Origin of the sequence: Rheinheimera baltica (assembly GCF_030731985.1) — a bacterium.
Taxonomy (GTDB): Bacteria; Pseudomonadota; Gammaproteobacteria; order Enterobacterales; family Alteromonadaceae; genus Alishewanella; species Alishewanella baltica.
Window position 1 is genome coordinate 303,354 of sequence record NZ_JAPJDY010000005.1, and the last position, 25,788, is coordinate 329,141.

Consider the following 25,788-nt stretch of genomic DNA (forward strand, 5'->3'; position numbering starts at 1 on the left):
TTACATGGGAGGCGGTAAGCTGCGCGCGCAGTAAAACCAGAAAACCTCCCAACCAGGGAGGTTTTTTTTTGCCAATTTGCCAATACAAGAGATAACAACATGGAACTGGATGAAATACGTCACGCGATTAGCGACACCGATAAGCAGTTACTCGGTTTGCTGTCACGCCGGCGTGAACTTGCACTCGCTGTAGCCGACGCTAAACTGGCGCAAAATAAACCGATACGTGATCAAAAACGCGAGCAGGAACTTTTAGTATCTTTAATTGAACAAGGCAAGCCGCTAAAACTGGACGCACAATACGTTACCCGCCTTTATCATGTCATTATTGAAGATTCAGTATTGCAGCAACAGGCAAAAATTCAGGGCCAGCTTAACGGCACCGACAGCCCGGCTGTTCGGGTGGCATTTCTCGGCGGCCAGGGATCTTACAGTTACTGGGCGACACAAAAATACTTTACCCGCCGCGCTGAGCGGATTATCGAACAAGGCTGTGACAGCTTTAACGAAATAGTTCAGGCAGTAGAAACGGGCCACGCCGATTATGCCCTGCTACCGATTGAAAACACCTCGTCAGGTAGCATTAACGAAGTGTACGACATACTGCAGCACACCCGGTTATCCATAGTTGGCGAATTAACGCACCCAATTGCCCACTGCTTACTCGGCTTGCCAGGTACAGATTTAAGCAAAATTCGTCAGGTTTGCGCTCATCCGCAAGTTATCGCCCAGTGCAGCCAATACCTGCAGGGGTTATCGCAGGTAAAAATTGAGTATTGCGACAGCTCATCTGACGCCTTCAATCGCATTAAACAACAACAAGATCCAACCATTGTGGCAATTGGTGGTGAGGAAGGCGGACAGTTATACGGTTTGCAAGTGCTTACCCGTGATTTAGCCAACCAAAAAGACAATGTTAGCCGGTTTATTGTCGTCGCGCGTAAACCAGTTACTGTTGCTAAAGCCATACCGTCGAAAACTACCTTTATCATGTATACCGGCCAACAACCCGGCGCCCTGGTTGATGCCTTATTAGTATTGAAACAGCATGGCATCAGTATGGGTAAGCTGGAATCAAGACCGATTAACGGTAACCCATGGGAAGAAATGTTTTACGTTGACGTTTTTGCCAATCTAAACGACTACGCCATGACGCGAGCTTTAGAAGAGCTAAATAAAATTACTAAATTTATCAAAGTACTAGGCTGTTATCCTAGTGAGGATATTGAGCCAACTCAGGTAAATGCAGGCTGAATTTTCGTATGCCAGGTTTGGCAATACTCTTGATAATTTGGATAATTTGGATAATTTGGATAATTTGGATATCTTTGAGTCTTGCGCCTGCACACTAACCGAACAGAAGCTATTTTCGGTTAGTGTGCCTGAAACATTAGATAGCCTTACTGACTAAACGAAAAGCTTACAGCATTAATGTCTACCCACTTTGCTTCACCTTTGATTAAATCATTCGGTGCATCCAGCATTTGCATATTGGCGTGCAAGTTAGGTTGGGTAAAGCCACTATCTGGGTAGCGATCTTCATGTGTTTCAGACGACCAATTCCACGGACCATCCAACCATCCGGCAATGACATCGGCTTCGGGCTGAGGATAATTGATGTAGGTGTAAACAAACATTGGTGTCTGGGCGTCAATAAATCCTACAAGGGGGTGCGTTCTCACATCAACGTTGAATGTCAACACAGAATCATTTTGTTGAACCTGAACCATGTTAGCGCTATTACTTGAGGATGTAGTTGTTGTTCCTAGCGCCTGTTTTCGCGGAAACACTGCCCAAATATTAGCCCCCAGATTGGACAATGCAGTTTCCTCAGCGCTGCCAGATGCTGATTTAAAATGCTGTAACTGCACAAGTACATCGCCCGCATCCGCAACATTGTTGCGGTTTATATCAAAATGCACACCATACTGGTACTCCACCCGGCCAGTGAGTTGCACACCACGATTAATGCTGACCGCAGGAGGCAAATAGTCCAGCGCCAGCGAAAATGTCATGCTCCTTACGCTGCTTGCACTACCACAACCGTTAGATAAATCTGGATAATCGCCGGGGACGAACTCAAGTGTTACATTATCTTCTGTTACCCGCAAATTTCCGCCACTCATAGCAAAACGCGATGTGCTACGCTCGCTCGTCTCAACATCTTCAGTGACAACCGAGTTGGCGGTACTGGATAAAATGTTAAACAAGCCCACTTCCATGCAGCCTTGTGTAGGATCATTTACATAGGTCGTAATTGAGCGTTCGGAAATACCGACATAGGTATCACCATCAAGTTGCCACATGCCATAATACGCGGTACTAAGCGGAGCGCTAGATTCGCCCCCCGTTCCGGTATCACCTGTGTCAGAACTCCCACCACATGCCGTCAATAACAACGTGCCACAGAGCGCTGCCATTACAGTATTTAATGTCATATTTGTCCTTTAAAAAGAATATTTTGCTAAGGTTGAACTTACGTGGGGGTGAAGGTGTAAAAAACTTAATCAAACATATCCAAGGTTAAAATATTAAGCAATATGGTGGTTAAAATATTTGTGCCTATAACGTATAAACGTTTAATCAGTTAACAAAAAGTAATTAACCCTGATATATCTCCAGAGGTAAACCGTCAGGATCTTGAAAAAAGGTAAAATCCTTACCGGTAAATTCGTCGATACGAATAGGTTCTACTGTTACGCCCTCATTGGTAAGATAAGCGACAAATTCTGCAACATCTTCAACCAAAAAAGCGAGGTGACGCAACCCCTGTGCTTCTGGCTTACTTGGCCTCGGTGGTGGGTTTGGGAAGCTGAATAACTCAAGCTGATTACCGTTTGGCAGCGCCAGGTCGAGTTTCCAGGAGTCGCGCTCATGACGATAGTTTTCAGCGATGACAACCAAGCCCAAAAGCTCAGTATAAAAGCGTTTTGAGCGCGGGTAATCGCTACAAATTATTGCCACATGATGAATGGCTTTCAATGTTGGCCTTAACATAAAATGCCTAATGAACTACCCAAAGTTACTCACATTTTACACTAAGTGTGTTTAGCCGTTCAGAGCAATTTTTGCAGTTCATCCTTTAACTGATTATCTTTCGTTATCGCCATTAACGGTTCTAATATTGCAATGGCTTTTTCACGTTGTTGTTGTGCAATAAATAATTGGCCAAGTCGCAGTTTTGCCCAGCCAATGTTATCTGCCGCAGGCTGCTGTTGAATAAACTGCTGTAATGCTGCAATACCCTTGTTGTAATCGACATTCCCAACGACCGCTGAGCGGCCTATTTGATAGAGTGCCTGCAGTTTAGCTGCGCGCGCTTCTTCATCAGTGGCTTCCATGGCCTGTGCCTGTTCAAATAATGTGATAGCGGTAACATGTTCGTCCGCACGCGAAAAAGCAATTCCGCGCTGTAAATAAGCCTCTGGCCGCTGGGCTAGCAGTTCATCTTGCGCTAACAATGCGTTAAAGGCGGTATCGTCTGTTAAATCCGAGGCGTTCAATGCCAACAGTGCTCCTTGCAAGGGATCGAGTTGCCTTAACTGCTGCGCCAATTTTAAGGCTTCGTCTTTATCACCACCGGCAATGCCTGGTGCTTGTGCTAAAAAGCTACCCAGCGCGATATAGCTGCGCGGGTTTTGCGGTTCCAATTCAAGTGCTGCCTGATAGGCTTTTTTACAGCGTTTGGCATAACCCATGGCACTAAACATACTGGCAGAACTGGCCAAATTACAACTGGCTGTACCATACCAGTGCTGATAATCGGCATTTTGTGCATTATATTTTAGCGCTTTCTCTAGTAGCTCTTCAGCAACCTCCATATTTTGTAGCCCAGCTTCAGTCCGTCCCAGTAATGCTAATAACTGAGCATCTTTGGTTTTTTTATTTACCAACGGCGCCAATAGCGTCTGTGCTGCCGTATAATCCTGAGTTTTCCAAAGTGCGCTAACCTGGGCTGCCAGTTCGCTGTTGTCTGCCTGCACAGCATGGCTTAGCAGTAAAACGCTGCAGAGAATAAAAGGTTTATGCATCAACTCGTCCGTATGTCTTTTGGTTAATCTATATTAGCTGTCAACTATATGTCGGCGCATAATAACAAACCACACTTCAAAGGTAACAAATTGTATATTCTACATTACAGCTCGATAACATCTCCTTTCACAGGGATCTTAGCCTGTATACCCAGTGCTTTAAGCTCATTTTGCAAAACCAGCTGTGATTCTGGCTCGCCGTGTACCAGATAAAATTTTGGCTGCCCACCTATTGCCTGAGCCCAATCCAGCAGTTCGTTCTGACCGGCATGCGCCGAGAAGCCACCTATAGTATGTACTTTGGCTTTAACAACGATGTCCTGTCCAAACAGCTTCACCCGTCGCTCGCCATCAACCAAACGCCTGCCAAGAGTGCCATAAGCTTGAAAACCAACAAAAATAAGATGATTCGAACTTTTCCATAAATTGTGTTTTAAATGGTGCACAATACGGCCACCGTTACACATACCGCTGCCAGCGATAATAATGGCGCCCTGGGTAACACGATTTATCGCCATAGACTCTTCAACGCTTTCAGTAAAGCGCAGCATTGGCAGTAAATCTTCTAGCTGCATGCCAGGTTTAAAGCCGATAGCAGCCAAATCTTTTTGGTCCAATGTGCGCAGGTAATCGTTGTAAATAGCGGTGATACTAATTGCCATTGGGCTATCAAGAAACACCATGCGCTGCTTTAACCGCCCCTGATGATGCAACAGCGCAAGGTAATACAGAATTTCTTGCGAACGGCCCAATGCAAAGGCTGGTATAAACACGTTTCCGCCGTCTTTATCGGCCTGCTGTAGTGCTTGAGCCAACTCATCCAATGACATGTCCATATTTTGATGATTACGATTGCCGTACGTACTTTCCATCAACACGATATCAGCCTGACCTATCTCTGTTGGGTCGTACATCAACACCGTTGCTGGGTTGCCTAAATCGCCAGAAAACACTAATTTACGCATGCCCTTATGGCCTTTGAGCCAAAGTTGAACAATGGCAGAGCCCAGAATATGGCCGGCATCGGCAAATTCCAATTCAAGCCCAGGTAATGGGATAACCCGTTGTTTATATCCTATGGGGTCACATAACTTGGCAACACGGTCGGCGTCGTGTACCGACAACACTGGCTCCTGTATCTTTTTGCCGGCGCGGGCAGCCTTTTTGTTTTGCCATTCCAGGTCTTTCAAATACAAATGTACTGAATCTTTCAACAATACCGGTAACAACTCCGCAGTACCCGGCGTACAAATAATCTTACCGTCAAAGCCCCGCGCCACCAGTAATGACAATAAACCACTATGATCAATATGCGCGTGTGACAATATCACCAGGTCAATATCTTTGGGTTTAAAAGCAAAGCGAAACTTATGCCATTCACGAATTTGATCAGCGCCTTGCAACATGCCGCAATCCAATAATATTTGCATGTTATTAAGACGGATGAGATAGCAAGAACCGGTAACTTGTTGCGCGGCTCCTATAAACTCAAGCGTAGCAGAAAGAGGCATTGGATAGTCCTTGTCGGTTTACATACTGTAGTTATAACGCAATTGTACTGAGCAAAGATTAGCCTATATCAAAGTAACTGTTCGTTTTTACAGAGTTACGTATAGTAGTGCTAACATCATGAATACTCTTGCCAAGGATTTGCTATGACTACAGACCCGCATCAGTTAAACGAACGCCATTTGGCGTCCGCTCAGCAATCAATAGATGCTGTTGCCAAACTACAAAATAACCCTTCCTTTCGCCTGGCCTTTGCCGATCACGAGTTTCTAATGCAAGACGAACTTCGTCATGTGCGTTTACAGCTGGAATATTTAAAACCCCAACTGGTGTTAGAACAGCACAATATTAATGCCACTATCGTGGTATTTGGCAGCGCACGGTTTATCTCACCAGACCAGGCAAAAACGGCACTGCTGATAGCAGAACAGCAGCTATCACAGGCCGATACCGAGTTGCATCAACAAGCGTTAAACAGCGCTAAAAAACAGCTGAAAAACAGTAAATATTATGCGGCATCGCAGCAATTTTCCGCCCTGGCAACCCGCTTTAGCTGCTGCCATGATAACTGCAACATGACTATTATCAGCGGCGGCGGTCCAGGGATAATGGAAGCGGCGAATCGCGGTGCGATGGATGCCGGAGGTAAGAGTATTGGCTTAAACATTGTGCTCCCTAGAGAGCAGCAACCTAACCCCTACATTACACCTGAACTATGTTTTCAGTTTCATTACTTTGCTATTCGTAAAATGCACTTTTTACAGCGTGCTCGTGCCTTGGTTGCGTTCCCTGGCGGTTTTGGCACTTTGGATGAGTTGTTTGAGACATTAACGCTTATTCAAACCAAAAAAGCGGCGCGGGTACCGGTAATTCTTTATGATAAAAGCTATTGGCAGCGGCTAGTTAACTTTGACATGCTGGTAGAGGAAGGCTTAATTAGCCAGGAGGATCTTGAGCTTATCCAATACGCTGATACCCCAGAGCATGCCTGGAAGTTAATTACTGACTTTTACCAGTTAGAAGCCTAATGCATTTTCACGCCACTAAACGGTTTTAGAATGCTATAGTGCGCCGCAAAAAAGCACAGCAAAAACGCGAGGAAATCAACTAAATGTCCTCTGATACAGCGGCTGTGCTGGGTAAGATATCAAGCAAGATGTTTAGAGGAATGATATGACTCGCAGTTTCAAAATTAGTTTTTGTGGTGACACCAGTTTGGGGTATTACTACCTGGAACGCGCCAGTGAACGCTATCCTGCAGCCTTTTCCCGGCTACAACAACAACCTGAAGAATTCTTTAGCCAGGTATTGCCAGCGTTAGATGCCAGCAATGAAGTTATTATAAACCTTGAGGCTGTGCTTAGCAGTCTGCCGGCGCAAGCTATAGCAGGCAAGCAATATCCTGGACGTGACAACCCGGATGTATTTATTCCTATCTTAAAAAAAATAGGCGTAACAGCAGTGATGCTGGCTAATAACCACAGCATGGATTTTGGTGCCGATGCGCTGTTGGATATGATTACCCAGCTAGAGCAAGCCGGCATTGTCGTAATAGGTGCGGGACAAAACCAACAACGCGCCACCCTACCTTACATCATTAACCACCCAACAGATTGCGCTAAAAAAATCTATATTTTCAATGCCATGTTGGCTGGCAAGCGCTACCGTGACTATGGATTTTTTGCCAGCGACAATAGCGCCGGCGTGGCCGATGCAGACAGCGAGTACTGGGCTGATACCCTAATGCAACTTAGAGACGATGAGCCAGATGCAACCATTATCATGTGCCCACATTGGCAAGGTATTGACTACAAGCCGGTAACGGTAAAACAGCAAGAGTGGTGCCGCGAAATGGTCGCCGCTGGCGCTGATTATATTATTGCTCATGGTAGCCACACAGCCGATACGATCGAACAGTTTGGCTCTGGCCAGATTTTTTACTCTATTGGTAATTTTGTGTTTAATTCTCCCGGGCGATACCAAAAGCTAGGCGCTGCACCCCAAAGCCTGATTGTATCATTGGTTGATAACGGCGATGGGTGGCAAAGTGTCGCGCAAAAAATACTTACCGACAACAAACTAACCGATTTTCAAGTGCGCTTGGTCGATACTGAACACTCCGTTATTGCTCAACCTTTTAAGGTTGATGAAGAGGATGACAATCAGCGACTGAGTATTAGTCAATGGCTTGCTCACATTGCAGCTGATGGCTTGTATTTCTATCAAGGTGAGACTGCTGCACCTTGCGCAGGTTTTAGCTCCTCGTTTCATGATTATCGGCCGGACAGTTTTTTTGTTCTGCGTGACGAAAGTTGGCCCAAAGAGCAACATAATCAGGCGAATAAAACCCTTGCTGAAATACTCACTAAAGCGCAGCAACTGGGTTATAACAACTTCGTTGTTTCTAATGCCATGTCTGACTCGCTACTGGCGCTGGTGCCCGACGCTAACGTGCTGGTGATAGATAATACTTTTAGTTTGGTAAAAAAAGCCGCCAATTTTATGCGGGATTACTCACAGTGCCGGCTAATAGGCATTACCGGCTCAGCGGGAAAATCCAGCACAGTTATGATGTTACAGCAAGCGCTTTCGCTTAACCCTAACACCGGCGACTTATTCGTCACCAAAGGCAAAAACAGAAACTTATTTCAAGACTCGCTACATAGCCTAACTAAACTGCAAGGTGCAAACCATGCCGTACTGGAAGTATCGGCGTCGCAAAAGTTCGAACATCACCAGTTTTACGTCCGGCCAAATATTGCCATTTTCACCTCTTTATCTAATGCTCATGCCGAGTCGTTTGGTCATATTGCTGATATTGCCATGCTTAAATCGACGCTGTTTTACAACATGCCTGCAGGTGGCACAGCCATTATTAATGCTGATATGCCGTGCCTGGATTTTGTACTAATGAAAGCGCGCAATAGTAGTGTTCAGGTTATTCTATATGGTGAAAGTGTGCTTGCAGATGTTCGGTTACGCAGTTACAACTTTGCCACAGGACAGGTTGAGATCAGCGTTTTTGGTACGGCGTTTCACTACAACATGGGGCAACTTGGCAAGCACCTGGTGTTAAACAGTATGGCGGTATTAATCGCGCTGCGGCAACTGGGAATGAATTGGCAGCAGCATGCTTTGTATCTGCAACGCTTTAGCCCTGAAGCAGGTAAGGGCGAAAGAATCGAGATTGAAATAGCAGGAAAAAACGTTGTGCTATTGGACGAGTCTTACAATGCAAACCCAGCCTCGATGAAAGCAAGCCTGGAATTGCTGTATCAATATACCCAGCATCAAAATAGCCAACAACGCGATTGTCGTGCCATAGCCGTATTGGCAGACATGCTGGAACTTGGCACGCAATCGGAGAAACTGCACCGCGATTTACTAAAACCACTTTTGGCCGCCGGCGTAAATAAAGTGTTTTTGGTGGGTAAAAACATGGCCGCGTTATGGCCGCTGCTACCTGACAATATTCAGGGCGCAATTTTGCCAGATACCGCCACCTTGCCAGAATTACTCAGTTCAGCGCTTATCAGTGGTGACATAGTGTTGTTTAAAGGCTCAAATGCTATGAAGTTAAGCCAGGTTATAGCGAAATTAAAAAATAACTAACAATCAGACTACTACTTGAAAAAGCCGCCGTAAGGAAGCCGCCCTTTGACAGTATCTGTTGTTAGGGCAAATTTAACTGCGGCTATCGGCAGCTTTTTGCAGTAATTGCTTACTCTCGTGCAAAAATTGCCCGGCTAGCTGTCCAAAGAACTGCTGCCCTTTACCAAACTGCGCCATTAAACCCGCTTTATCTTTGTGTTTGAGCAATTCAAGTAACTCGCTAAAGCGCTGCTGGTAACGCTCAAGCAAAGTCGCGACATCACAGGAGGACAACATTATATCTGCATACAATTCAGCATTTTGGGCAAACAAACGTCCAACCATTGCCAGTTCCAGCCGGTATATTGGTGAGCTTAGCTGCAGCAATTCATTTAAGTCAGCATTTTCATCAGCCAAATGCACGCCGTAAACCAACGACGAAAAATGTCGCATCGCCTGAATAAGTTGCATTGCCCTATCATGCTCTGCAGCTGTTTTTTCAGTAAGTTCGGCGCCCCATACCGTTAATTGTTGTAATAGCCACTGATAACCTTCCACCTGATTACCATGACATACCACAACGACTTGCTTCACCAAATTGGTAATGTCAGGGCCAAACATAGGGTGCAAGCCTAGCACCGGCCCATGGTGTTTAACCTGCATCGCCTGCAACGGTTCAGCTTTAATACTGGTTAAATCTGCCAGAACACAGTTAGCCCCAAGCACAGGCAACTTATTAATCAGCTGCACGGTCAGCGTAATAGGGACCGCCATCAATACCAATACGGCATTTGAACAAAGCGATTCCGCATTTGGCCAATCTTGCTGTTCCAACACAACAACCTCATAGCCAGAGCGCCGAAACAAACTGACAAAGCGAGCACCTAATGCACCAGCACCACCAACAACGACCACTTTGCCGCCACCGTCTTTGCAGCAAACAAAACCACTTTCTTGCGTTTGGTATGACTCGCGCATAACGCGTCGCAACACGTCTTCAGTTAAATCAGCCGAAACGCCCAGCGCTTCGGCTTGCTCTCGCCGCGCAGTTAATAGCGCTTGTTCACGCTCCGGCACATACACCGGTAGCGCATACTGCTGCTTTATTTTACCAACTTGAGCAGTAACCTTGGCTCGCTTCGCCAGCAAGGCAACCAACTGGCTATCTATACTGTCAATTTGCTCACGTAAAGGTGCAAGTGCTTGCTGTGCTTCGAGCTTTATCATATTACGCCGCCGCTACCGCCGGTTGCATTTGCTGGTGCAAACTTGCCAGCAGCTTTGCCGTTGCATCCCAATCGATACATGCATCGGTAACGGACACGCCATACTTATCTGCTTTACCATCAACCAGGTCCTGGCGACCAGCATGAAGATGGCTTTCCAGCATAATGCCTATAATGGCATCATTGCCGGCCAGACGCTGCGCCAGCACATTGTGAGCGACTTCGCCCTGGCGGTTATGGTCTTTGTTAGAGTTGCCGTGGCTACAATCAACGACGATGCCGCGCGGTAGTTTTAGTTTGTCCAACTTGGCCAGGGCTTCGCCAATACTATGCTCGTCGTAGTTCGGTTTTGCACCACCGCGCAGAATAATATGACCATCCGGATTACCCGCAGTTTGCACCAGACTGACTTCACCGCGCTGATTAATACCAATAAAGCTATGACCACTGGCTGCAGATTGCAGGGCATTTAATGCAATATTTAAGTTGCCATCAGTACCATTTTTAAAACCTACCGGCATTGATAATCCACTGGCCATCTCTCGATGGGTTTGCGATTCCACCGTGCGCGCGCCGATAGCTGACCAACTAATTAAGTCTGATAGATACTGGGGGCTTATTGGATCCAGCGCTTCGGTGGCGGTAGGTAATTCCATCTCTACCATTTTTAGCAATAGCTCACGCCCCCAGGTTAAGCCGGTTTCCAAATCGAACGAGTCGTCCAAATGTGGATCATTAATAAAGCCTTTCCAGCCTACCGTAGTGCGTGGTTTTTCAAAATATACCCGCATCACTATGTACAGACTATCGGCATACTCAACCTGTAACTGTTTTAGCCTTTGTGCATACTCAATGGCCGCAACGGGATCATGAATAGAACACGGGCCAGTTACTATCAATAACCGCTTATCCCGGCCATGCACAATGTTAGCGATGTCATTTCTCGCCCGCTGCACAAACTCTGCGCCTTGCTCTGACAACGGCAGGACTTTTTTTAACACTGCCGGCGGACTTAACGGCTTTTCCGCCACAATACGTAAATCATCAACTTTCATACTCATGCTTAAACTCCACAATGCCGTGCTGTAGCTATAAAGCATAGGTAAAAACGCTGACCTTGCTAAGCTGCGCTAAAGTGTAAACTTATAAATACAACACGTATTTAATTAAATACAGTTTGCACATAGTAAAGATACAAGCCTTAAGCGTCAACCCAGTCTAAGCCAATAAAATCAAGATGTGAGCAATTAATTTTCAATACTGAAAACTGTACAATTTAACTTACACATAAAGCCTAAAAAAGCAGCAAAAGTTGCTGATAAGCCTGTCGTAACAGAATAAATTGCTGCTGATCGCCTCCACGGTCGGGATGTAGCAGTAAGGCTTTAACCCGATAGGCTTTCTTTAACTGTATAAGGCTAAAATCTTTTGGTAGGTCAAGCAGGCTGCGAGCATGCTGCTCAGGCACATTATTTAATGTCGTCTGCCGTGTATCGACATACTGCCAAAACGCCTCTAGTTGCTGCTCAAGTAATTGCTCTGTCATGCTGTAGAAATTGTACCAGTCCAGATAATAGTCGCGCCGGCCAATATCGCTATGCTGTTGAGGTGCCTGTGTAATGGCTAAAAATTGCACTTTGGCCAGGCCTATATTTAGAAAACCCTGCTGCTGTGCAAGCAACTGCCGTTGAATGCGATATAACAAATGGTACAACACAAAGTGTTGCTGAAATCGCGCGAGATCTTCACTAACGGCCATCTCAGTTTGTAATTTTAGACCTAATCGCCGTAGCAAGTAATGCTCTTCGATTACATGATCCGCAGGGGTATACGCCAGAATTATACTAAGTAACTGGCCTTCAAGCAGGCTAAGAATGGGTTCGGCTAAGGGAGCGGGCTGTGTGGTCATAGCAATACCATGCCACAAAGAAAAAAGGCCGACAAGAGTCGGCCTTTAAACAGTAGCTTAGTTAAGCTTTTCGCGGATACGCGCTGATTTACCTGAACGATCGCGTAAGTAGTAAAGCTTAGCACGGCGAACAGCACCACGACGTTTAACAGTGATACTATCTACCATTGGGCTGTGCGTCTGGAATACACGCTCAACACCTTCGCCATTAGAGATTTTACGTACTGTGAATGCAGAGTGCAGACCACGGTTACGTTTTGCGATAACTACGCCTTCAAAAGCTTGCAGACGCGTTTTATCACCTTCAGTTACTTTTACTTGAACGACAACAGTATCGCCCGGCGCGAACGCTGGAACGTCTTGCTTTAACTGCTCATCTTCAAGCATTTTGATAATGTTTTGGCTAACTTTGCTCATAACAATCTCACTTTACCTGGATTAACTGTCTTCTTGCTGCCCCGTCCGGCACTCTTGCTGATGTTCACGTTGGAACTCAGCCAGTAACCGTCGTTGCTCCTCAGTCAGAGCCAGGAAATTTAACATATCCGGTCGTCTAAGCCAGGTTCTCCCAAGAGACTGCTTTAAACGCCAGCGTCGTATATTTTCATGGTTACCACTCAGTAATACTGATGGCACCTGTTTGTCTGATAACACTTCAGGCCTTGTATAGTGCGGACAATCAAGCAAACCGGATGCAAATGAATCCTGCTCTGCTGATTGGTCATGCCCAAGTACACCAGGTACTAAACGAGAAACTGAATCTATCAGTGTCATCGCCGGCAATTCACCGCCACTTAACACGTAATCACCAATTGACCATTCTTCGTCAATTTCGCTTTCTATTACGCGCTCATCAATGCCTTCATAACGGCCAGCTACTAACAATAGCTTAGAACGTTGCGCCAGTTCAGTGACACCTTGCTGGTCTAGCTTGCGGCCTTGCGGCGACAAATACACCGTGTGAACACCCTCACCTGCAGCTTGCTTAGCAGCGCGTATTGCGTCACTTAGCGGCTGCACCATCATCAGCATACCTGGGCCACCACCATAAGGCCGGTCATCAACGGTGCGATGCTTGTCCGTGGCGTAATCCCGCGGATTCCAGCATTGCAACTGTATAATACCTTGCTTTACAGCCCGGCCGGTTACCCCATATTGCGTTATTGCTTCAAACATCTGCGGAAATAACGATACTACGCCAATCCACAACTTATTGTTCTCAGGCATTAAAACGCCGGGTCCCAGTCTACGATAATGCGACGCTCGGTTAAATCGACGCTTTTAATTACAGTATCAACTAAAAACGGCAACAACCTTTCTTTCTGACCAAATGCATCGGTACGATTAGCCTTAACCACGAGAACGTCGTTAGAGCCAGTTTCCATCATGTCGGTCACTTCACCTAAGTGGTAACCTGCTACGTTTATTACTGCCAGGCCCATCAGGTCTTTCCAGTAATAATCACCGTCTTCTAACGAAGGCAGTGCGTGGCTTGCTACGGCAATATCAGCATTAACATAACGCTGTGCCAGATCACGATCATTGACGCCGTCCAGTTTCGCTATCAGGCCATTACCATGGCGCTTCCAGCTGGAAACCTGCATTGGTTGCCAGTTACCCTGATAGTTAACTTGCCAGGGTGTGTAATCAAAAATCCCTTCCGGGAAGTCGGTGTAAGCATTAACTTTCAGCCAGCCATTGATGCCATAAACTGCACCAAATTTGCCAAGAACGACTAAATCTTTCTCACTCAAGCTGACTACTCCACACGACCTTTTGCTAATTAAGCAGATGCTTTCTCAGCAGTTTTTACCAGATTTGCAACGCGATCACTCAGTGAAGCACCTTGTGCTACCCAGTGATTAACGCGATCCAGGTCCAGACGCAGTTTCTCTTCAGTACCGCCAGCGATTGGGTTAAAGAAACCCACGCGCTCAATAAAGCGGCCATCACGAGCAAAACGGCTGTCCGCTACCACAACTTGGTAAAATGGACGCTTTTTCGCGCCACCACGTTGTAAACGAATAGTTACCATAAGGCCCTCTAATTTTATCGTTCAGGTTTTATAAAAAATAACAACACCTCCAGTCAGACTGAAGGGCTGCAGCATTTTACTGATTTAGAGCGCAATTGCAAGGTATTTCGCGGCTTTAGCCCTGTTTTGGCTTAGGTGCTGCAACTATGCCGGAATGGTTTGTTGCTGGCGAAACCCCAACTGTAGCAGCAACTCTGTTGCCTGGGCACTATGTTGTTGCGGCACAAATACCAAATCACGGCTAAAAGTAGATGTGAGCAAAATATCCACGCCTGCATTTGTCATGGCGGTAGAAATGGCGGTTAAGAAGCCGACACAGTAGAACGGGTTGGCGCAGTTAATCACGAATAGGTTCCACTGCTCTTTATTACGGGCAATCACATCAAGATCAGCCAGACCCGCTTCGGTGGTTATCACTGTTGTTTCTTTTTCATCCTGGCACACCAATCGGTGAAGGCCTGGCGTGTTCACCTTACTTACCTGCACAACATAAAAAAGCTCAGGCTCAAGGTAAAAGTCACTTTGTGCAATAACGTGTTGTGTACTAGTTGCTATCATAAATTCTCATCAATAATCAGTCATCTGAAATAACAGACAGCGCAAGCCAAAACCAGCGCTGCCATTCAACTTAGGTTACTTGGCCCAGATTGCGACAAAGCGTTGCCAGATTAGACGGTTGCCACACCATATTGTAAAACACACTGCCACTGACATTATAACCATCCAGCCAGCTTGGTTTAAAGCCAGAATCTGCCAGATGCTGAAACACCCCCTGATAGGCCTCACTTTTAACTGCGTGCCGCGCATAACGTGTGGTTACCGTTCTGGGAGCCCAAATCAGCTGGCTCCCCTGCGGAATAGTACTGCCTGCGAAACTCTTCCAGCTATCGCCATAAGGTTTAGTATTATAAGGCACTGTGGCAATACCGCGGTTAAATACTATTGGCTGGCCAACACCACTGCTATTTTGCAAATGTACATGCAGATGTGGCCCAGTTGAACTGCCACTATTACCGACCCGGCCAAGATATTGGCCCTTGCTGATCATAGCCTGTTGCGCAGGCTCTACGCCGACATAGATAAACTCACTATTGCTGCCCTTAGGAGCAGGGAACAGATTGTCACTGTGAGGGCAAAGCCGCGAGCTTATACTTCCGGGTATCATGTGTGCATATAACATACGAGTGCCATCGTCATGCTCAACCCACAACATGTTGCCACCACCGGGTATTAAACCGGACTTAAAATTAGCATGCAGCCATGGGCGAGTAAGTTCTGAATCCCCTGACAATTTTGGCCTTGGGTTTTCCGGTGCATTGCGCCAACATCCCACCACTTTACCCGCGCGCATTGCGTGCAGCGGTTTGTTGTAAATCATGTATTTATTGTTGGTAGGGCTGGCGTTGTAGGCATCGAGTGTAGTGGTTACCGATGTCCAGCGTGAATTGTCAAAGTCGTAGCGGCGACCTCCAAAGTCATAGCCATACTCCTGCGACGTAGTTACAGCATGATCACGGGTAAACACTTTTTCTGTGTCGGCAAAATGTTGCCCTTTAAAGGGTAAATCGTATTGGGCAGCTTGTAACGGCAAAGTCAGTCCAATGGTAGTTAATGTTGTAGCGATTAAAAGCAGTTTCATCTGAGCCTCCTTGTTGCGATTTGTCTACTCAAGCTCAGTTTAACCAAGCCAGGCCAAACAAAATGCTAACAAAGTGCTCATTTAAATTAACGCGACAACAGTTCCATCTGCCATAACTGCTGCAGCAAATGTTGCTGGGCCAGCTGCTGATGGCGGCGCAGCGTACTAAATGCCATATACTGCTGGTCCGCTAACGATAATTGGTCCTGCTTGTCTATGTAACGCGCATGTAAGATATTTCCCCACAACGCCGTTGCAGTGTGTTGACGCATAACTGCGATCGCTTCAACCAGCTGATGCTTCAATGCGCCCTGCGCTAAAGCAGTATTTGCCTTAGTTTGCTGCAGTAAAGCCAGGCGTTGTAAGGGCAACCTCTGCCAACGCCTATGGGTGTAGAAATGCTTTAATGCCTGCAGTAAAGTACTATTGAACTCCGCCTGCGTAAGCCAGTTTTCAGCGACTATTGAGTGTTGTTGCTCACCACGCGAGCCAGCGCTAAAAAACGGCTGGCGGCTTGTCATACGTGGGCGGACAATTAAGTTAGCAAGCCGTGGCCCAAGAATGGCAGCGAATGCTTCGGTGAATTGCTGCTGAGCCTGTCCGAAAAAACCCGCTTGGGCATGTTCAGCATCAAGTACGCCTATTATTTCGCCCTGATACACAATGGGCACACTAAGCTCAGCCGAGCGGCTGGCGTCGTCACAAACATAGTTGGGTATAAGTCTGGTATCAGTAATGCACAAACTGCGCGCGTGCAAAGCTGCCTGACCGACAACCCCCTCGGCATGCGCCAGGCAAAGTGGTGACAACACGCCCGTGCCAGGGGCAAACTTGGCTCCGGCCGCTGCAACTTGTTGTAACTGATTGTTGGTGTTATTAAGATATAACACCTGATCTGGCAGGTGCAGCACCTGTGCTAGCAGCTCGCAGCTGCGCTGACACAGTGAAATTATATCGTCGATTGGGTCAATTATTTGGTGAATGTGTAAAAGCTGGCTCAGTGTTGCCTGCATACAAAACCCTCCGTGGTCTTACATGTAGTTAACATACGCTTATCGCGCTAAGCGAACCAGAGTAAAAGTCGCCAGTTGCTGTGAGATATTGCTGACAAAAAAACCGGCATAAAGCCTAATGCCGATCAGTTAAGAAATATTTTCCTGATCGGTTGACCGATCCTGTGTAGATGTAAGAATCCGATGAGCCATTAAGCCATCGGATTTTTTTATGGAACTGTCAGAAGCATTAGCACGCACGTCAATCAACCGCCTTACCGAATTTGCATCGCTGTCCGATGTTCTGGAACCCGATATTATCCAGTCTTGCCTGGCTTCCAACGGCGTTGCCACCTTGCGCAAACGCAAACTCCCCATGGATGCCATGATTTGGGCGGTGATAGGGATGTCGCTCTTTCGCACTGAATCGGTACGTCAGTTAATTAATAAGTTGGATATTGTGTTGCCGCAGGACGTGGATTACGTCGCACGCAGTGCCGTGACCCAAGCCAGAAAGAAATTAGGCAGTGCTGTGGTTCGCGATGTATTTCACCTGTCAGCAAAGACGTGGCATGAGCGGGCGGAACATCCCCACTGGTGCGCACTGAATCTGTTTGGCGTTGATGGCGTGGTATGGCGTACACCAGATAGCCAAGAAAACAGTACCGAGTTTGCCAGGACGGCGAATAAGGCCAGTGAAGCTGGTTACCCTCAGGTACGCATGGTTTGCCTGATGGAGCTTAGCAGTCATTTAATCCTCGATAGCGCATTTGACAGTGTGTGTGAAAGTGAGATGAACCTGGCCGCTGAGCTCACAACGCGTTTACCGGATAATAGCCTGACTCTGTTCGATAAAGGTTTTTACTCGCTGGGGTTGCTGCATGACTGGCAGCAAAAAGGCACCAATACACATTGGTTATTGCCACTGAAAAAGAACGTACAGTATGAAGAAATCAAAAGTCTTGGCCGACACGATAAACTCATCCGTCTGACAACCACACCGCAGGCCAGAAAGAAGCGACCTGAGTTACCCCTGACCCTCGAAGCACGACTGCTGACTAAGCAAATCAAAGGAAAAGAGGTAAGGATACTCACGTCCATGCTAGACCCTATGGCTTATCCTGCCGCCGAGATTGTGGACCTTTATGGTCATCGCTGGGAAATTGAAATGGGCTACCGTGAAATGAAACAGCATCTGTTGGCAAGCCGGTTTACGTTACGTAGCAACCTGCCAGAGCTTATCCGGCAGGAGCTATGGGGGGTGTTGCTCGCTTACAATTTAATTCGATACAAAATGGTATTGATGGCCAAGTCCCTTAAAAGGGTATTCCCAAACCAACTGAGCTTTAGAGATGCCTCATCGCACATCATCCACAAGCTCACTCTGATGCCAATTTATGCGCCGGGTAATGTGCCCGGATTCATCTTGGAAATAGAAAAAAATGCCAGTCAATTCAAGCTTGAAGGAAAGCGAGAACGCAGTTATCCAAGGACGCTAAAGGTATCGAAAAATCGCTACCCGGTGGCTAAAAGTAAAAATGCCGCTCACCTTAAGTGAACGGCATTAGGCATAAAGCCGGTTTTTCGGATCAAACTAACGCCTTAGCGCGGTGGTAGCATACCGGGAGGAAGCTTTCCGCCCATGCCACGCATCATCTTCATTAAGCCGCCTTTACCTGACATCTGCTTCATCATCTTTTGCATCTGGGTAAATTGTTTCAGCAGCTGATTAATATCCTGCACCTGTGTGCCAGAACCTGCGGCGATACGTTTTTTACGCGAGCCTTTTAGTAAGTCTGGAAATTCTCGCTCTTTTGGCGTCATTGAATTGATAATGGCTTCCATTTTCACAAACTGCTTATCGCCCATTTGGTTCATGGCACCGGCAGGTAAGTTTTTCATGCCCGGCAGCTTGTCCATCATAGACATCATGCCGCCCATACCACGCATTTGCACCAGCTGTTCACGAAAGTCTTCTAGTGAAAAGCCTTTACCCTTCATCATTTTTTGCGCCATTTTGGCGGCTTTGTCTTTATCGACTTTCTGCTCAAGCTCTTCAATCAGGCTCAGCACATCGCCCATACCTAAAATACGGGAAGCTATGCGGTCGGGATGAAACGGCTCTAATGCATCCGTTTTTTCACCGGTACCAATAAATTTGATTGGCTTACCCGTAATATGCCGGATTGACAACGCCGCACCACCGCGCGCGTCACCATCGGCCTTGGTTAAAATAACGCCCGTCAGTGGCAGAGCATCATTAAAGGCTTTAGCTGTGTTGGCTGCATCCTGGCCGGTCATTGCGTCAACAACAAACAGCGTCTCAATGGGTTTTACTGCGCTATGCAAAGCTTTAATTTCGTCCATCATCTCACTGTCAACGTGAAGACGACCGGCGGTATCAACCAACAGCACATCAAAAATGCGCGTGCGCGCATGAGCAATAGCCGCGTTAACAATATCAACTGGCTTTTGCGAAATATCGCTGGGGAAAAACTCAACACCAATATCTTTAGCTAGCGTTTCCAACTGTTTAATTGCCGCAGGGCGGTAAACGTCCGCTGACACCACTAATACTTTTTTCTTTTTCCGTTCAGTTAAAAACTTGGCCAGTTTTCCTACAGAGGTCGTCTTACCGGCACCTTGTAAGCCTGCCATCATAACTACAGCAGGTGGCTGTGTATTTAATGCCAGTTCTTCATTTGCGTCGCCCATGGCCTCTTCTAAGGCTTTACGGACAATTTTTAGAAACTCCTGCCCTGGTGTTAAGCTTTTACTGACTTCAAGCCCGACAGAACGCTCTTTAACGGTAGCAACAAAATCCCGCACTACTGGCAGTGCCACATCGGCTTCTAGTAATGCCATACGCACTTCGCGCAGGGTATCTTTAATATTGTCTTCAGTTAATCGCCCGCGGCCGGTAATGTTTTTTAACGTGGCACTTAAACGATCAGAAAGGTTTTCAAACATGATTTTGCACTCAGCTGCGATAATGTAATCGATTATATCAAAGACTGCCGCCATAAGCAGCCGTTAAGAAACTGTTGACTACAGCGCTGGGCATATGGTGAAAGTTGCAATACAATATCAAGTCATCGAAATGAAAGGAAATACCACAGATGTCCACGGCGTTGCTAACTGCACTGGCTTTAATTGCATATCTGGTTGCCACCGGTTCAGTGTTGTTGCGCATATTTCATCCGCAGGGACCACACTTCAAAACCACCTTTAGCGCTGCAGTAGCCGGTTTGGTTCTGCATATGCTGGTACTGGCTGGCATGTTATTTACCGATCAGGGTCAAAATTTTAGCCTGCTAAATGTCAGCTCCCTGGTGTGTTGGCTTATTACTATGGCTGTAACGTTAACAGCACTTCGCACGCCAACAATTTTACTATTACCGGTGGTGTATGGCTTTGCTGCGCTGGTGCAGCTAGCAGTACTAACGTTACCACACAGTATCCAGTTACAGCATTTTGAGCAGAATATTGGCTTGCTGGTACATATATTACTGGCGTTCATTGCTTACGCCATTCTGATTATGGCGATGCTGTATTCGTTTCAAGTGAGCTATATCAACAATAAATTAAAACAAAAAGATTTTGCAGCAATGACACGCCATATGCCGCCGCTTGTTCAAGCTGAAGTTTTGCAGTTTCGTCTGTTGTTGGCCGGCACCGTATTGCTGGGTTTGGCGCTATTGGTAGCGGCACTGTTTATGGATAACTGGCTTGCACGAGAAAATTTGCATAAAAATGTGTTTAGCTTACTCGGCTTCATAGTATTTTCTGTACTGTGCTGGGGGCATGCCCGTAAAGGTTGGCGCGGTAAAACAGCCAATATTTTAACCATCAGCGGTGCCACCTTGTTAACACTAGGCTATTTTGGCAGCCGTTTTGTCCGCGAAGTGCTGCTTAATACACTTTAACCCTTGACTCAACAGACACTTCGTAATATCAAGTACAGGTGTTTGGCAATACAGGTAATTTACTCTTGGACGACATATCGACGAGTACGCTGTTTATTATTTTAGGCGTACTTCTATTCATCTCTGCCTATTTCTCAGGATCAGAAACAGGCATGATGTCTGTTAACCCTTATCGTTTAAAGCATTTAACAAACGAGAATCATAAGGGCGCTATTCGGGTCAGCGACCTGTTAAAACGGCCTGATCGCTTAATTGGCCTTATTCTTATTGGCAATAATCTGGTTAATATCGCCGCCTCGGCTATAGCAACTATTATTGGCATGCGCTTATATGGCGACGTTGGTATTGCCATCGCGACGGTCGCGCTGACAATGGTCGTGCTAGTATTTGCTGAAGTTACGCCTAAAACTATCGCAGCATTGCACCCCGAACGCGTGGCGTTTCCAAGCTCAGCATTGTTAAAACCACTGCTAAAAATATTCTACCCATTGGTATGGCTGGTGAACTTCATTACTAATGGCATCCTCGCGGTAATGGGAATTAGCCCGGAAAAACATCAAGGCAATAGCTTAAGTGCTGAAGAATTACGTACAGTTGTGCATGAGGCAGGGGCGTTAATCCCTGAGCAGCACCAAAGTATGTTGGTAGGCGTATTGGATTTAGAAAACGCCACCGTTGAAGATATTATGGTGCCGCGCAATGAAATTGTCGGTATTGATATAAATGACGATTGGAAAGACATAGAACGCCAACTGGCTAACGTGCAGTACAGCCGTATTTTGCTTTACCGTGACAGCGTTGATGACGCCATCGGCTTTGTGCACCCTCGGGAACTTATGCGTTTACTGTTGAAAGAACAGTTGACTAAATCGACGTTAATGCGCGCGGTTAGCGAAATTTACTTCATTCCGGAAGGAACACCGCTTAATACCCAACTGATGAAATTTCAGCGCACTAAAGAGCGTATAGGTTTGGTTGTCGACGAATACGGCGATATACAGGGGCTGGTGACACTGGCAGACATTTTGGAGGAAGTGGTGGGTGAATTTACCACGGATATCGCAGAAGACAGCAACGAAGATATTAAACCGCAGCCTGATGGCTCTTATCTGATAGACGGCAGTATTAACTTACGCGATTTAAACCGTGAAATGCATCTTGAACTACCCACCGATGGTCCCAAAACACTTAATGGCTTAATCCTGGAATATCTTGAAGAAATACCTCAGGGCAACCTTAGTATTCGGTTATCTGGCTATCCAATGGAAGTAATAGATGTACAAGATAATATGATTAAAAGCGTACGGTTATTGGCGCACCTGAAGAAAGATTAAATCGATGGTAAAAAACCGGCTCTGCCGGTTTTTTTATGCGCTAATTTAGCTAAAAAACATGCGCCACAACCAGCCTCTTTGCAAATCTTCTTCACATGTTTTTAATTGCGAAGCATAGTCTTTTGCCCGACTATCAACCTTTTTGGCCACTTGAACTAACCAGGCCTTGTTTCGATAGGTACCGCGTTTATAACCACCCCATCCTTCGTGATAATTAAGATATTGGGCGTAAGCATCCCATTTCGACACACCATTTATACGCTGGCTCTTGCTGATATACCAGCCCATAAAATCAATGGCATCATCAAAGTTATCGCGACTGGCCCAAAACCGGTTTGCCTCTTTAACATATTCATCCCAGGTAACGGTTTTAGCCTGTGAATAGCCATAAGCTGAGCTTGCACGACCATAAGGAATGAAACCCAAAAACCAGCGCATTGGTGGCTGGGCATTATGTTTAAAGCTGCTTTCCTGGTACATCATGCTCATAGGAACATGGATAGGCACGCCCCACTTATCACGCATATCGGATGCTGCATTATACCAGTCGCGGTGTTCTAAAAAGATGTCACACAGGTTGGAGGTATTTTTCGGCGGTGGTGTAGCGCAACCAGCCAACAAGGTCGATGAGATAACCACTACTAACGTAGTTTTGAATGCTAATTGAACTTTTTTCATACACCTGATTCTAACAAGGTGAATGGACGCAACCAAGTTTTATTCTCCCTGGATACCAATTACGGCTACCTACTCGGTAGCCGATTTTTTATTGTCGCATTCAGGCACTTCAGCAAAGTATTGAGAAATATATTGCTCGAAACTCACGTCATCTTGCTGCTCAATTTGGTATTGTTGCGCTAAAGATTGTGTCGCTGCCTCAATAAACTGCTGCTCACTATAAAACAGGTAGCTCTCTTGCGATAACTGCTGTTTATATTGTGCAGACAGTTGCAACATAAAATGACCATTATCTTGCTGTTTCGCCAGCAATTGGTTTAACACCTGGCCCGACAGTGTATGAGCGGGGTCTAATAAACATAAATAAAACTGTTTTAATGCCGCAGAATAGTCATTAACGTTGTGCGCACTATCAAGATAGTGCGCTACCGGCATCATATCGGCAAACAACTCTTCTGCCCAATCAAGCATTAATCTGGGTTGGCCGTTTTGCATAATCTCTAAATTATTGCGCCGGCCGTCCGTAACCACTTTCTTTAAATTCTGCTCAGTTATCGCTTGCTCTGCAGCAGATAATTCCGGACTGTCCTGCAACAAACAGTACAGTAAAAACACATCTAAAAAGTACATTTGCTCGGCACTAATGCCAATGGGGCTAAAAGGATTTACATCCAAAGCCCGTACTTCAATATATTCAACACCACGCTTTGCTAGCGCACAGGTTGGCCGCTCGCCAGATTCAGTAGTCCGTTTAGGCCTGATAGTGGAGTAAAATTCATTCTCAATCTGCAAGACATTGGCGTTTAGTTGCTGATATTCACCGTCTACCTTAACACCAATATTGCGGTATTCTTCCGATGGCATACTAATAGCGGAATGCAAACCCGCAATATATTCCTCTAAATTATTGTAAGTAATATTAAGGCTGGATTGTGCACTGTTGGTATAGCCTAAATCACTCATACGTAAAGAGGTTGCATAAGGTAAGTACACTGTCCCCTTACCTAACTCTGCAAAGTTATAGCGGCTTGATCGCCCCTCTAAAAATGATTTACACATTGCCGGCGAGGCGCCAAACAAATAAACAATTAGCCAAACATAGCGCTTATAATTGCGGATCAACGATAAATACTGTGATGAAATAAAGTTCTGTAATTCACCAGACTGCTCCAGCTGTTGCTGATAATGCTGCCAAAATACTTTGGGAAATGAAAAATTAAAGTGCACGCCACTTATCGCCTGCATCATACTGCCATAGCGGTTATGTAACCCTTTACGATACAAGGTTTTCATCTGCCCAACATTAGAGCTACCGTACTGAGCAAAGGGTATTTGCGTTTGCTCTTTAATAAAACACGGCATACTGCCTGCCCAAAATTGCTCGTCATCAATATTATTAATTGCAAAACGATGAATATCGGCCAGTTGGGCTAAGGTAGTGTCAATTTTGTCACTGGCAGGTGTAATAAACTCAAGAAGGGACTCGGAAAAGTCAGTTGTTATCCAGGGGTGCGTTAAAGCCGCACCTAATTGCTTAGCATGGGGTGTCAGTGCAAGTTTACCATCGGCTTTTACCCGCAACGTCTCGCGTTCAATACCGTGCTTAATGCCAACTATTGCTTGCTTATGTTGCGCTGAATTAAGCACAGCCAGGCGTTGTTGTAAAGTTGAGCCCAAGGTAATTCCTTAATAAGGTAAATGTCTGTGTTGAAATTGGGGCGCGAAAACAAAACTCAAGACTAAGGTTGAATTTAGCCAATTAATTTCAACAGTATCACAATACAAGTTAAGCATTTAATGTCTCAATACGTTAACTTGCCTGAATGCTTACTGCAAATAATGATTTTGTCACCTACCGAGCACTAAAGTGGTTATAGCGCCAACTGACAAACGAACAGGTTAACCACACGCAATGAAACCGGCCGCATTATTGAAAAGTGTGGTTACAAAAAACTCCGCCAAAGCGGAGTTTTTTGTAACCAACGACCATTTTTAGGATTTATTATCCTCTGGCTTTAAAGGCTCAGCTGCAGCATTCTCTGTAGGTGTTTTTTCTGACTCGTCCAACTCGGCATCATCTGAATCCCCTACGACATGTTCGAGTTTTAACTTACGCACGCTGCGGATTGTAGTAATTGGCCCTGAACAGGCGTAAATAAAGAATATACCAAACAACATTTCTGCAGGACGCGCGGCAATAACCACAAATACCAGTACCACTAACAGAATCGTCAGAAATGACACACGGTCGCGCCAGTTCAAATCTTTAAACGAGTTATAGCGGAAATTACTGACCATCAGTAAACCCGTTATGATAGTGAGTAACCCGACCAAATACCCAATATTACCACCATTAATTTCATAGGTACTGCCGGTCCACACCATACCTGCAACAATGGCCGCTGCAGCGGGGCTAGCTAAACCTTGAAAGAAGCGACCGTCTGTAACACCTAAATTTGCATTAAAACGTGCCAAACGCAGTGCAGCGCAAGCCACATAGACAAAAGCAGCCAGCCAACCAAACTTGCCATATTCTGCCAAACCCCAATTATAGGCGACAAGCGCAGGGGCCATGCCAAAAGACAGCATGTCAGACATACTATCGTACTGAGCACCAAACTCACTTTGCGTGTTGGTTAAACGAGCCACACGGCCATCTAAGCCATCAAAAATCATTGCGACAAAAATAGCCACAGCGGCGGCCTCAAAGTGCCCGTTCATCGACGCGACTATGGCATAAAACCCGGAAAACAAGCCCCCTGTAGTTAGCAAATTGGGTAACAGAAAAATGCCCTTACGTGGGGCGGTGTCATTAGTCTTTGACTCAGTCATATAGCAACTTCTGCGTTATGGAATTACGAATGATTATAAGTGACATACCTTAACATGGATAGCCTAATGGCAAAAGTGACCGTCTG

24 protein-coding genes are annotated in these 25,788 nt (G+C 46.0%); 6 read left to right on the forward strand and 18 right to left on the reverse strand.

The window, feature by feature from the left end; translation table 11 throughout:
- The first annotated feature begins 99 nt into the window (after positions 1–99).
- Complete coding sequence (locus ORJ00_RS10820; RefSeq protein ID WP_027671557.1) at positions 100–1,254, forward strand: chorismate mutase; 1,155 nt, start codon at positions 100–102, stop codon at positions 1,252–1,254.
- Positions 1,255–1,400: 146 nt separating this feature from the next.
- On the opposite strand, the gene ORJ00_RS10825 is transcribed toward ORJ00_RS10820, so the two are convergent.
- The 4 genes from ORJ00_RS10825 to ORJ00_RS10840 form a co-directional block, all read right to left on the reverse strand.
- Positions 1,401–2,438: a hypothetical protein gene (locus ORJ00_RS10825; protein ID WP_306139835.1), complete on the reverse strand. Its 1,038-nt coding sequence runs from the start codon at positions 2,436–2,438 to the stop codon at positions 1,401–1,403.
- A 163-nt stretch (positions 2,439–2,601) separates the two neighbouring features.
- Positions 2,602–2,997, reverse strand: coding sequence for an SMU1112c/YaeR family gloxylase I-like metalloprotein (gene gloA2, locus ORJ00_RS10830; protein ID WP_306139836.1), 396 nt, complete (start codon positions 2,995–2,997; stop codon positions 2,602–2,604).
- Positions 2,998–3,056: 59 nt separating this feature from the next.
- Positions 3,057–4,031, reverse strand: coding sequence for a tetratricopeptide repeat protein (locus ORJ00_RS10835; protein WP_305976988.1), 975 nt, complete (start codon positions 4,029–4,031; stop codon positions 3,057–3,059).
- A 104-nt stretch (positions 4,032–4,135) separates the two neighbouring features.
- Positions 4,136–5,542 (reverse strand): MBL fold metallo-hydrolase RNA specificity domain-containing protein, encoded by a 1,407-nt coding sequence (locus ORJ00_RS10840; protein WP_306139837.1) that lies wholly within the window; start codon positions 5,540–5,542, stop codon positions 4,136–4,138.
- A 144-nt stretch (positions 5,543–5,686) separates the two neighbouring features.
- Here ORJ00_RS10840 and ORJ00_RS10845 point away from each other — a divergent pair, with 144 nt between their 5' ends.
- Together ORJ00_RS10845 and ORJ00_RS10850 are read left to right on the forward strand one after the other, a co-directional pair.
- The gene (locus tag ORJ00_RS10845) at positions 5,687–6,568 is read left to right on the forward strand and encodes an LOG family protein (protein WP_306139838.1); all 882 of its coding nucleotides are present in this window, start codon (positions 5,687–5,689) and stop codon (positions 6,566–6,568) included.
- A gap of 145 nt (positions 6,569–6,713) precedes the next feature.
- On the forward strand, positions 6,714–9,152 hold the full coding sequence (locus ORJ00_RS10850) for a CapA family protein (protein ID WP_305976991.1): 2,439 nt from the start codon (positions 6,714–6,716) through the stop codon (positions 9,150–9,152).
- 72 nt (positions 9,153–9,224) lie between these two features.
- On the opposite strand, the gene tyrA is transcribed toward ORJ00_RS10850, so the two are convergent.
- The 10 genes from tyrA to ORJ00_RS10900 form a co-directional block, all read right to left on the reverse strand.
- Positions 9,225–10,358 carry a bifunctional chorismate mutase/prephenate dehydrogenase gene (gene tyrA / locus ORJ00_RS10855; RefSeq protein WP_306139839.1) on the reverse strand — a complete coding sequence of 378 codons (1,134 nt, stop codon included), beginning with the start codon at positions 10,356–10,358 and terminating at the stop codon, positions 9,225–9,227.
- Between the two features lies 1 nt (position 10,359).
- Entirely contained in the window at positions 10,360–11,418 is a 1,059-nt protein-coding gene (locus ORJ00_RS10860) for a 3-deoxy-7-phosphoheptulonate synthase (protein ID WP_306139840.1), read from the reverse strand.
- Positions 11,419–11,651: 233 nt separating this feature from the next.
- Positions 11,652–12,266, reverse strand: coding sequence for a DNA-J related domain-containing protein (locus tag ORJ00_RS10865; protein ID WP_027671548.1), 615 nt, complete (start codon positions 12,264–12,266; stop codon positions 11,652–11,654).
- Positions 12,267–12,323: 57 nt separating this feature from the next.
- Positions 12,324–12,683 carry a 50S ribosomal protein L19 gene (rplS, locus tag ORJ00_RS10870; protein WP_027671547.1) on the reverse strand — a complete coding sequence of 120 codons (360 nt, stop codon included), beginning with the start codon at positions 12,681–12,683 and terminating at the stop codon, positions 12,324–12,326.
- Between the two features lie 21 nt (positions 12,684–12,704).
- Complete coding sequence (gene trmD, locus ORJ00_RS10875; protein WP_027671546.1) at positions 12,705–13,493, reverse strand: tRNA (guanosine(37)-N1)-methyltransferase TrmD; 789 nt, start codon at positions 13,491–13,493, stop codon at positions 12,705–12,707.
- The gene (rimM, locus tag ORJ00_RS10880) at positions 13,493–14,020 is read right to left on the reverse strand and encodes a ribosome maturation factor RimM (RefSeq protein ID WP_027671545.1); all 528 of its coding nucleotides are present in this window, start codon (positions 14,018–14,020) and stop codon (positions 13,493–13,495) included. Before rimM ends, trmD begins: the two co-directional genes overlap by 1 nt.
- A gap of 29 nt (positions 14,021–14,049) precedes the next feature.
- Positions 14,050–14,301 carry a 30S ribosomal protein S16 gene (rpsP, locus tag ORJ00_RS10885; protein WP_027671544.1) on the reverse strand — a complete coding sequence of 84 codons (252 nt, stop codon included), beginning with the start codon at positions 14,299–14,301 and terminating at the stop codon, positions 14,050–14,052.
- A gap of 144 nt (positions 14,302–14,445) precedes the next feature.
- Complete coding sequence (locus ORJ00_RS10890; protein WP_306139841.1) at positions 14,446–14,859, reverse strand: ACT domain-containing protein; 414 nt, start codon at positions 14,857–14,859, stop codon at positions 14,446–14,448.
- Positions 14,860–14,929: 70 nt separating this feature from the next.
- On the reverse strand, positions 14,930–15,940 hold the full coding sequence (locus ORJ00_RS10895; RefSeq protein WP_306139842.1) for a hypothetical protein: 1,011 nt from the start codon (positions 15,938–15,940) through the stop codon (positions 14,930–14,932).
- Between the two features lie 86 nt (positions 15,941–16,026).
- Positions 16,027–16,953, reverse strand: coding sequence for a GAF domain-containing protein (locus ORJ00_RS10900; protein WP_306139843.1), 927 nt, complete (start codon positions 16,951–16,953; stop codon positions 16,027–16,029).
- Between the two features lie 211 nt (positions 16,954–17,164).
- Here ORJ00_RS10900 and ORJ00_RS10905 point away from each other — a divergent pair, with 211 nt between their 5' ends.
- Positions 17,165–18,490 carry an IS4 family transposase gene (locus ORJ00_RS10905; protein ID WP_306139845.1) on the forward strand — a complete coding sequence of 442 codons (1,326 nt, stop codon included), beginning with the start codon at positions 17,165–17,167 and terminating at the stop codon, positions 18,488–18,490.
- Between the two features lie 44 nt (positions 18,491–18,534).
- On the opposite strand, the gene ffh is transcribed toward ORJ00_RS10905, so the two are convergent.
- Complete coding sequence (gene ffh, locus ORJ00_RS10910; RefSeq protein ID WP_027672066.1) at positions 18,535–19,902, reverse strand: signal recognition particle protein; 1,368 nt, start codon at positions 19,900–19,902, stop codon at positions 18,535–18,537.
- A 149-nt stretch (positions 19,903–20,051) separates the two neighbouring features.
- Here ffh and ORJ00_RS10915 point away from each other — a divergent pair, with 149 nt between their 5' ends.
- A complete protein-coding gene (locus ORJ00_RS10915) occupies positions 20,052–20,858 on the forward strand; it encodes a cytochrome C assembly family protein (RefSeq protein WP_027672065.1) in 807 nt (268 codons plus the stop codon).
- 38 nt (positions 20,859–20,896) lie between these two features.
- Entirely contained in the window at positions 20,897–22,192 is a 1,296-nt protein-coding gene (locus ORJ00_RS10920) for an HlyC/CorC family transporter (RefSeq protein WP_477996714.1), read from the forward strand.
- Between the two features lie 45 nt (positions 22,193–22,237).
- Here ORJ00_RS10920 and ORJ00_RS10925 read toward each other — a convergent pair whose 3' ends face one another.
- From ORJ00_RS10925 to pssA, 3 genes are all read right to left on the reverse strand, one after another.
- Positions 22,238–22,870: a transglycosylase SLT domain-containing protein gene (locus tag ORJ00_RS10925; protein ID WP_027672063.1), complete on the reverse strand. Its 633-nt coding sequence runs from the start codon at positions 22,868–22,870 to the stop codon at positions 22,238–22,240.
- Between the two features lie 69 nt (positions 22,871–22,939).
- Positions 22,940–24,547: a glutamate--cysteine ligase gene (gshA, locus tag ORJ00_RS10930; protein WP_306139846.1), complete on the reverse strand. Its 1,608-nt coding sequence runs from the start codon at positions 24,545–24,547 to the stop codon at positions 22,940–22,942.
- Between the two features lie 315 nt (positions 24,548–24,862).
- Positions 24,863–25,702: a CDP-diacylglycerol--serine O-phosphatidyltransferase gene (gene pssA, locus ORJ00_RS10935; protein ID WP_306139847.1), complete on the reverse strand. Its 840-nt coding sequence runs from the start codon at positions 25,700–25,702 to the stop codon at positions 24,863–24,865.
- Positions 25,703–25,788 lie beyond the last annotated feature (86 nt).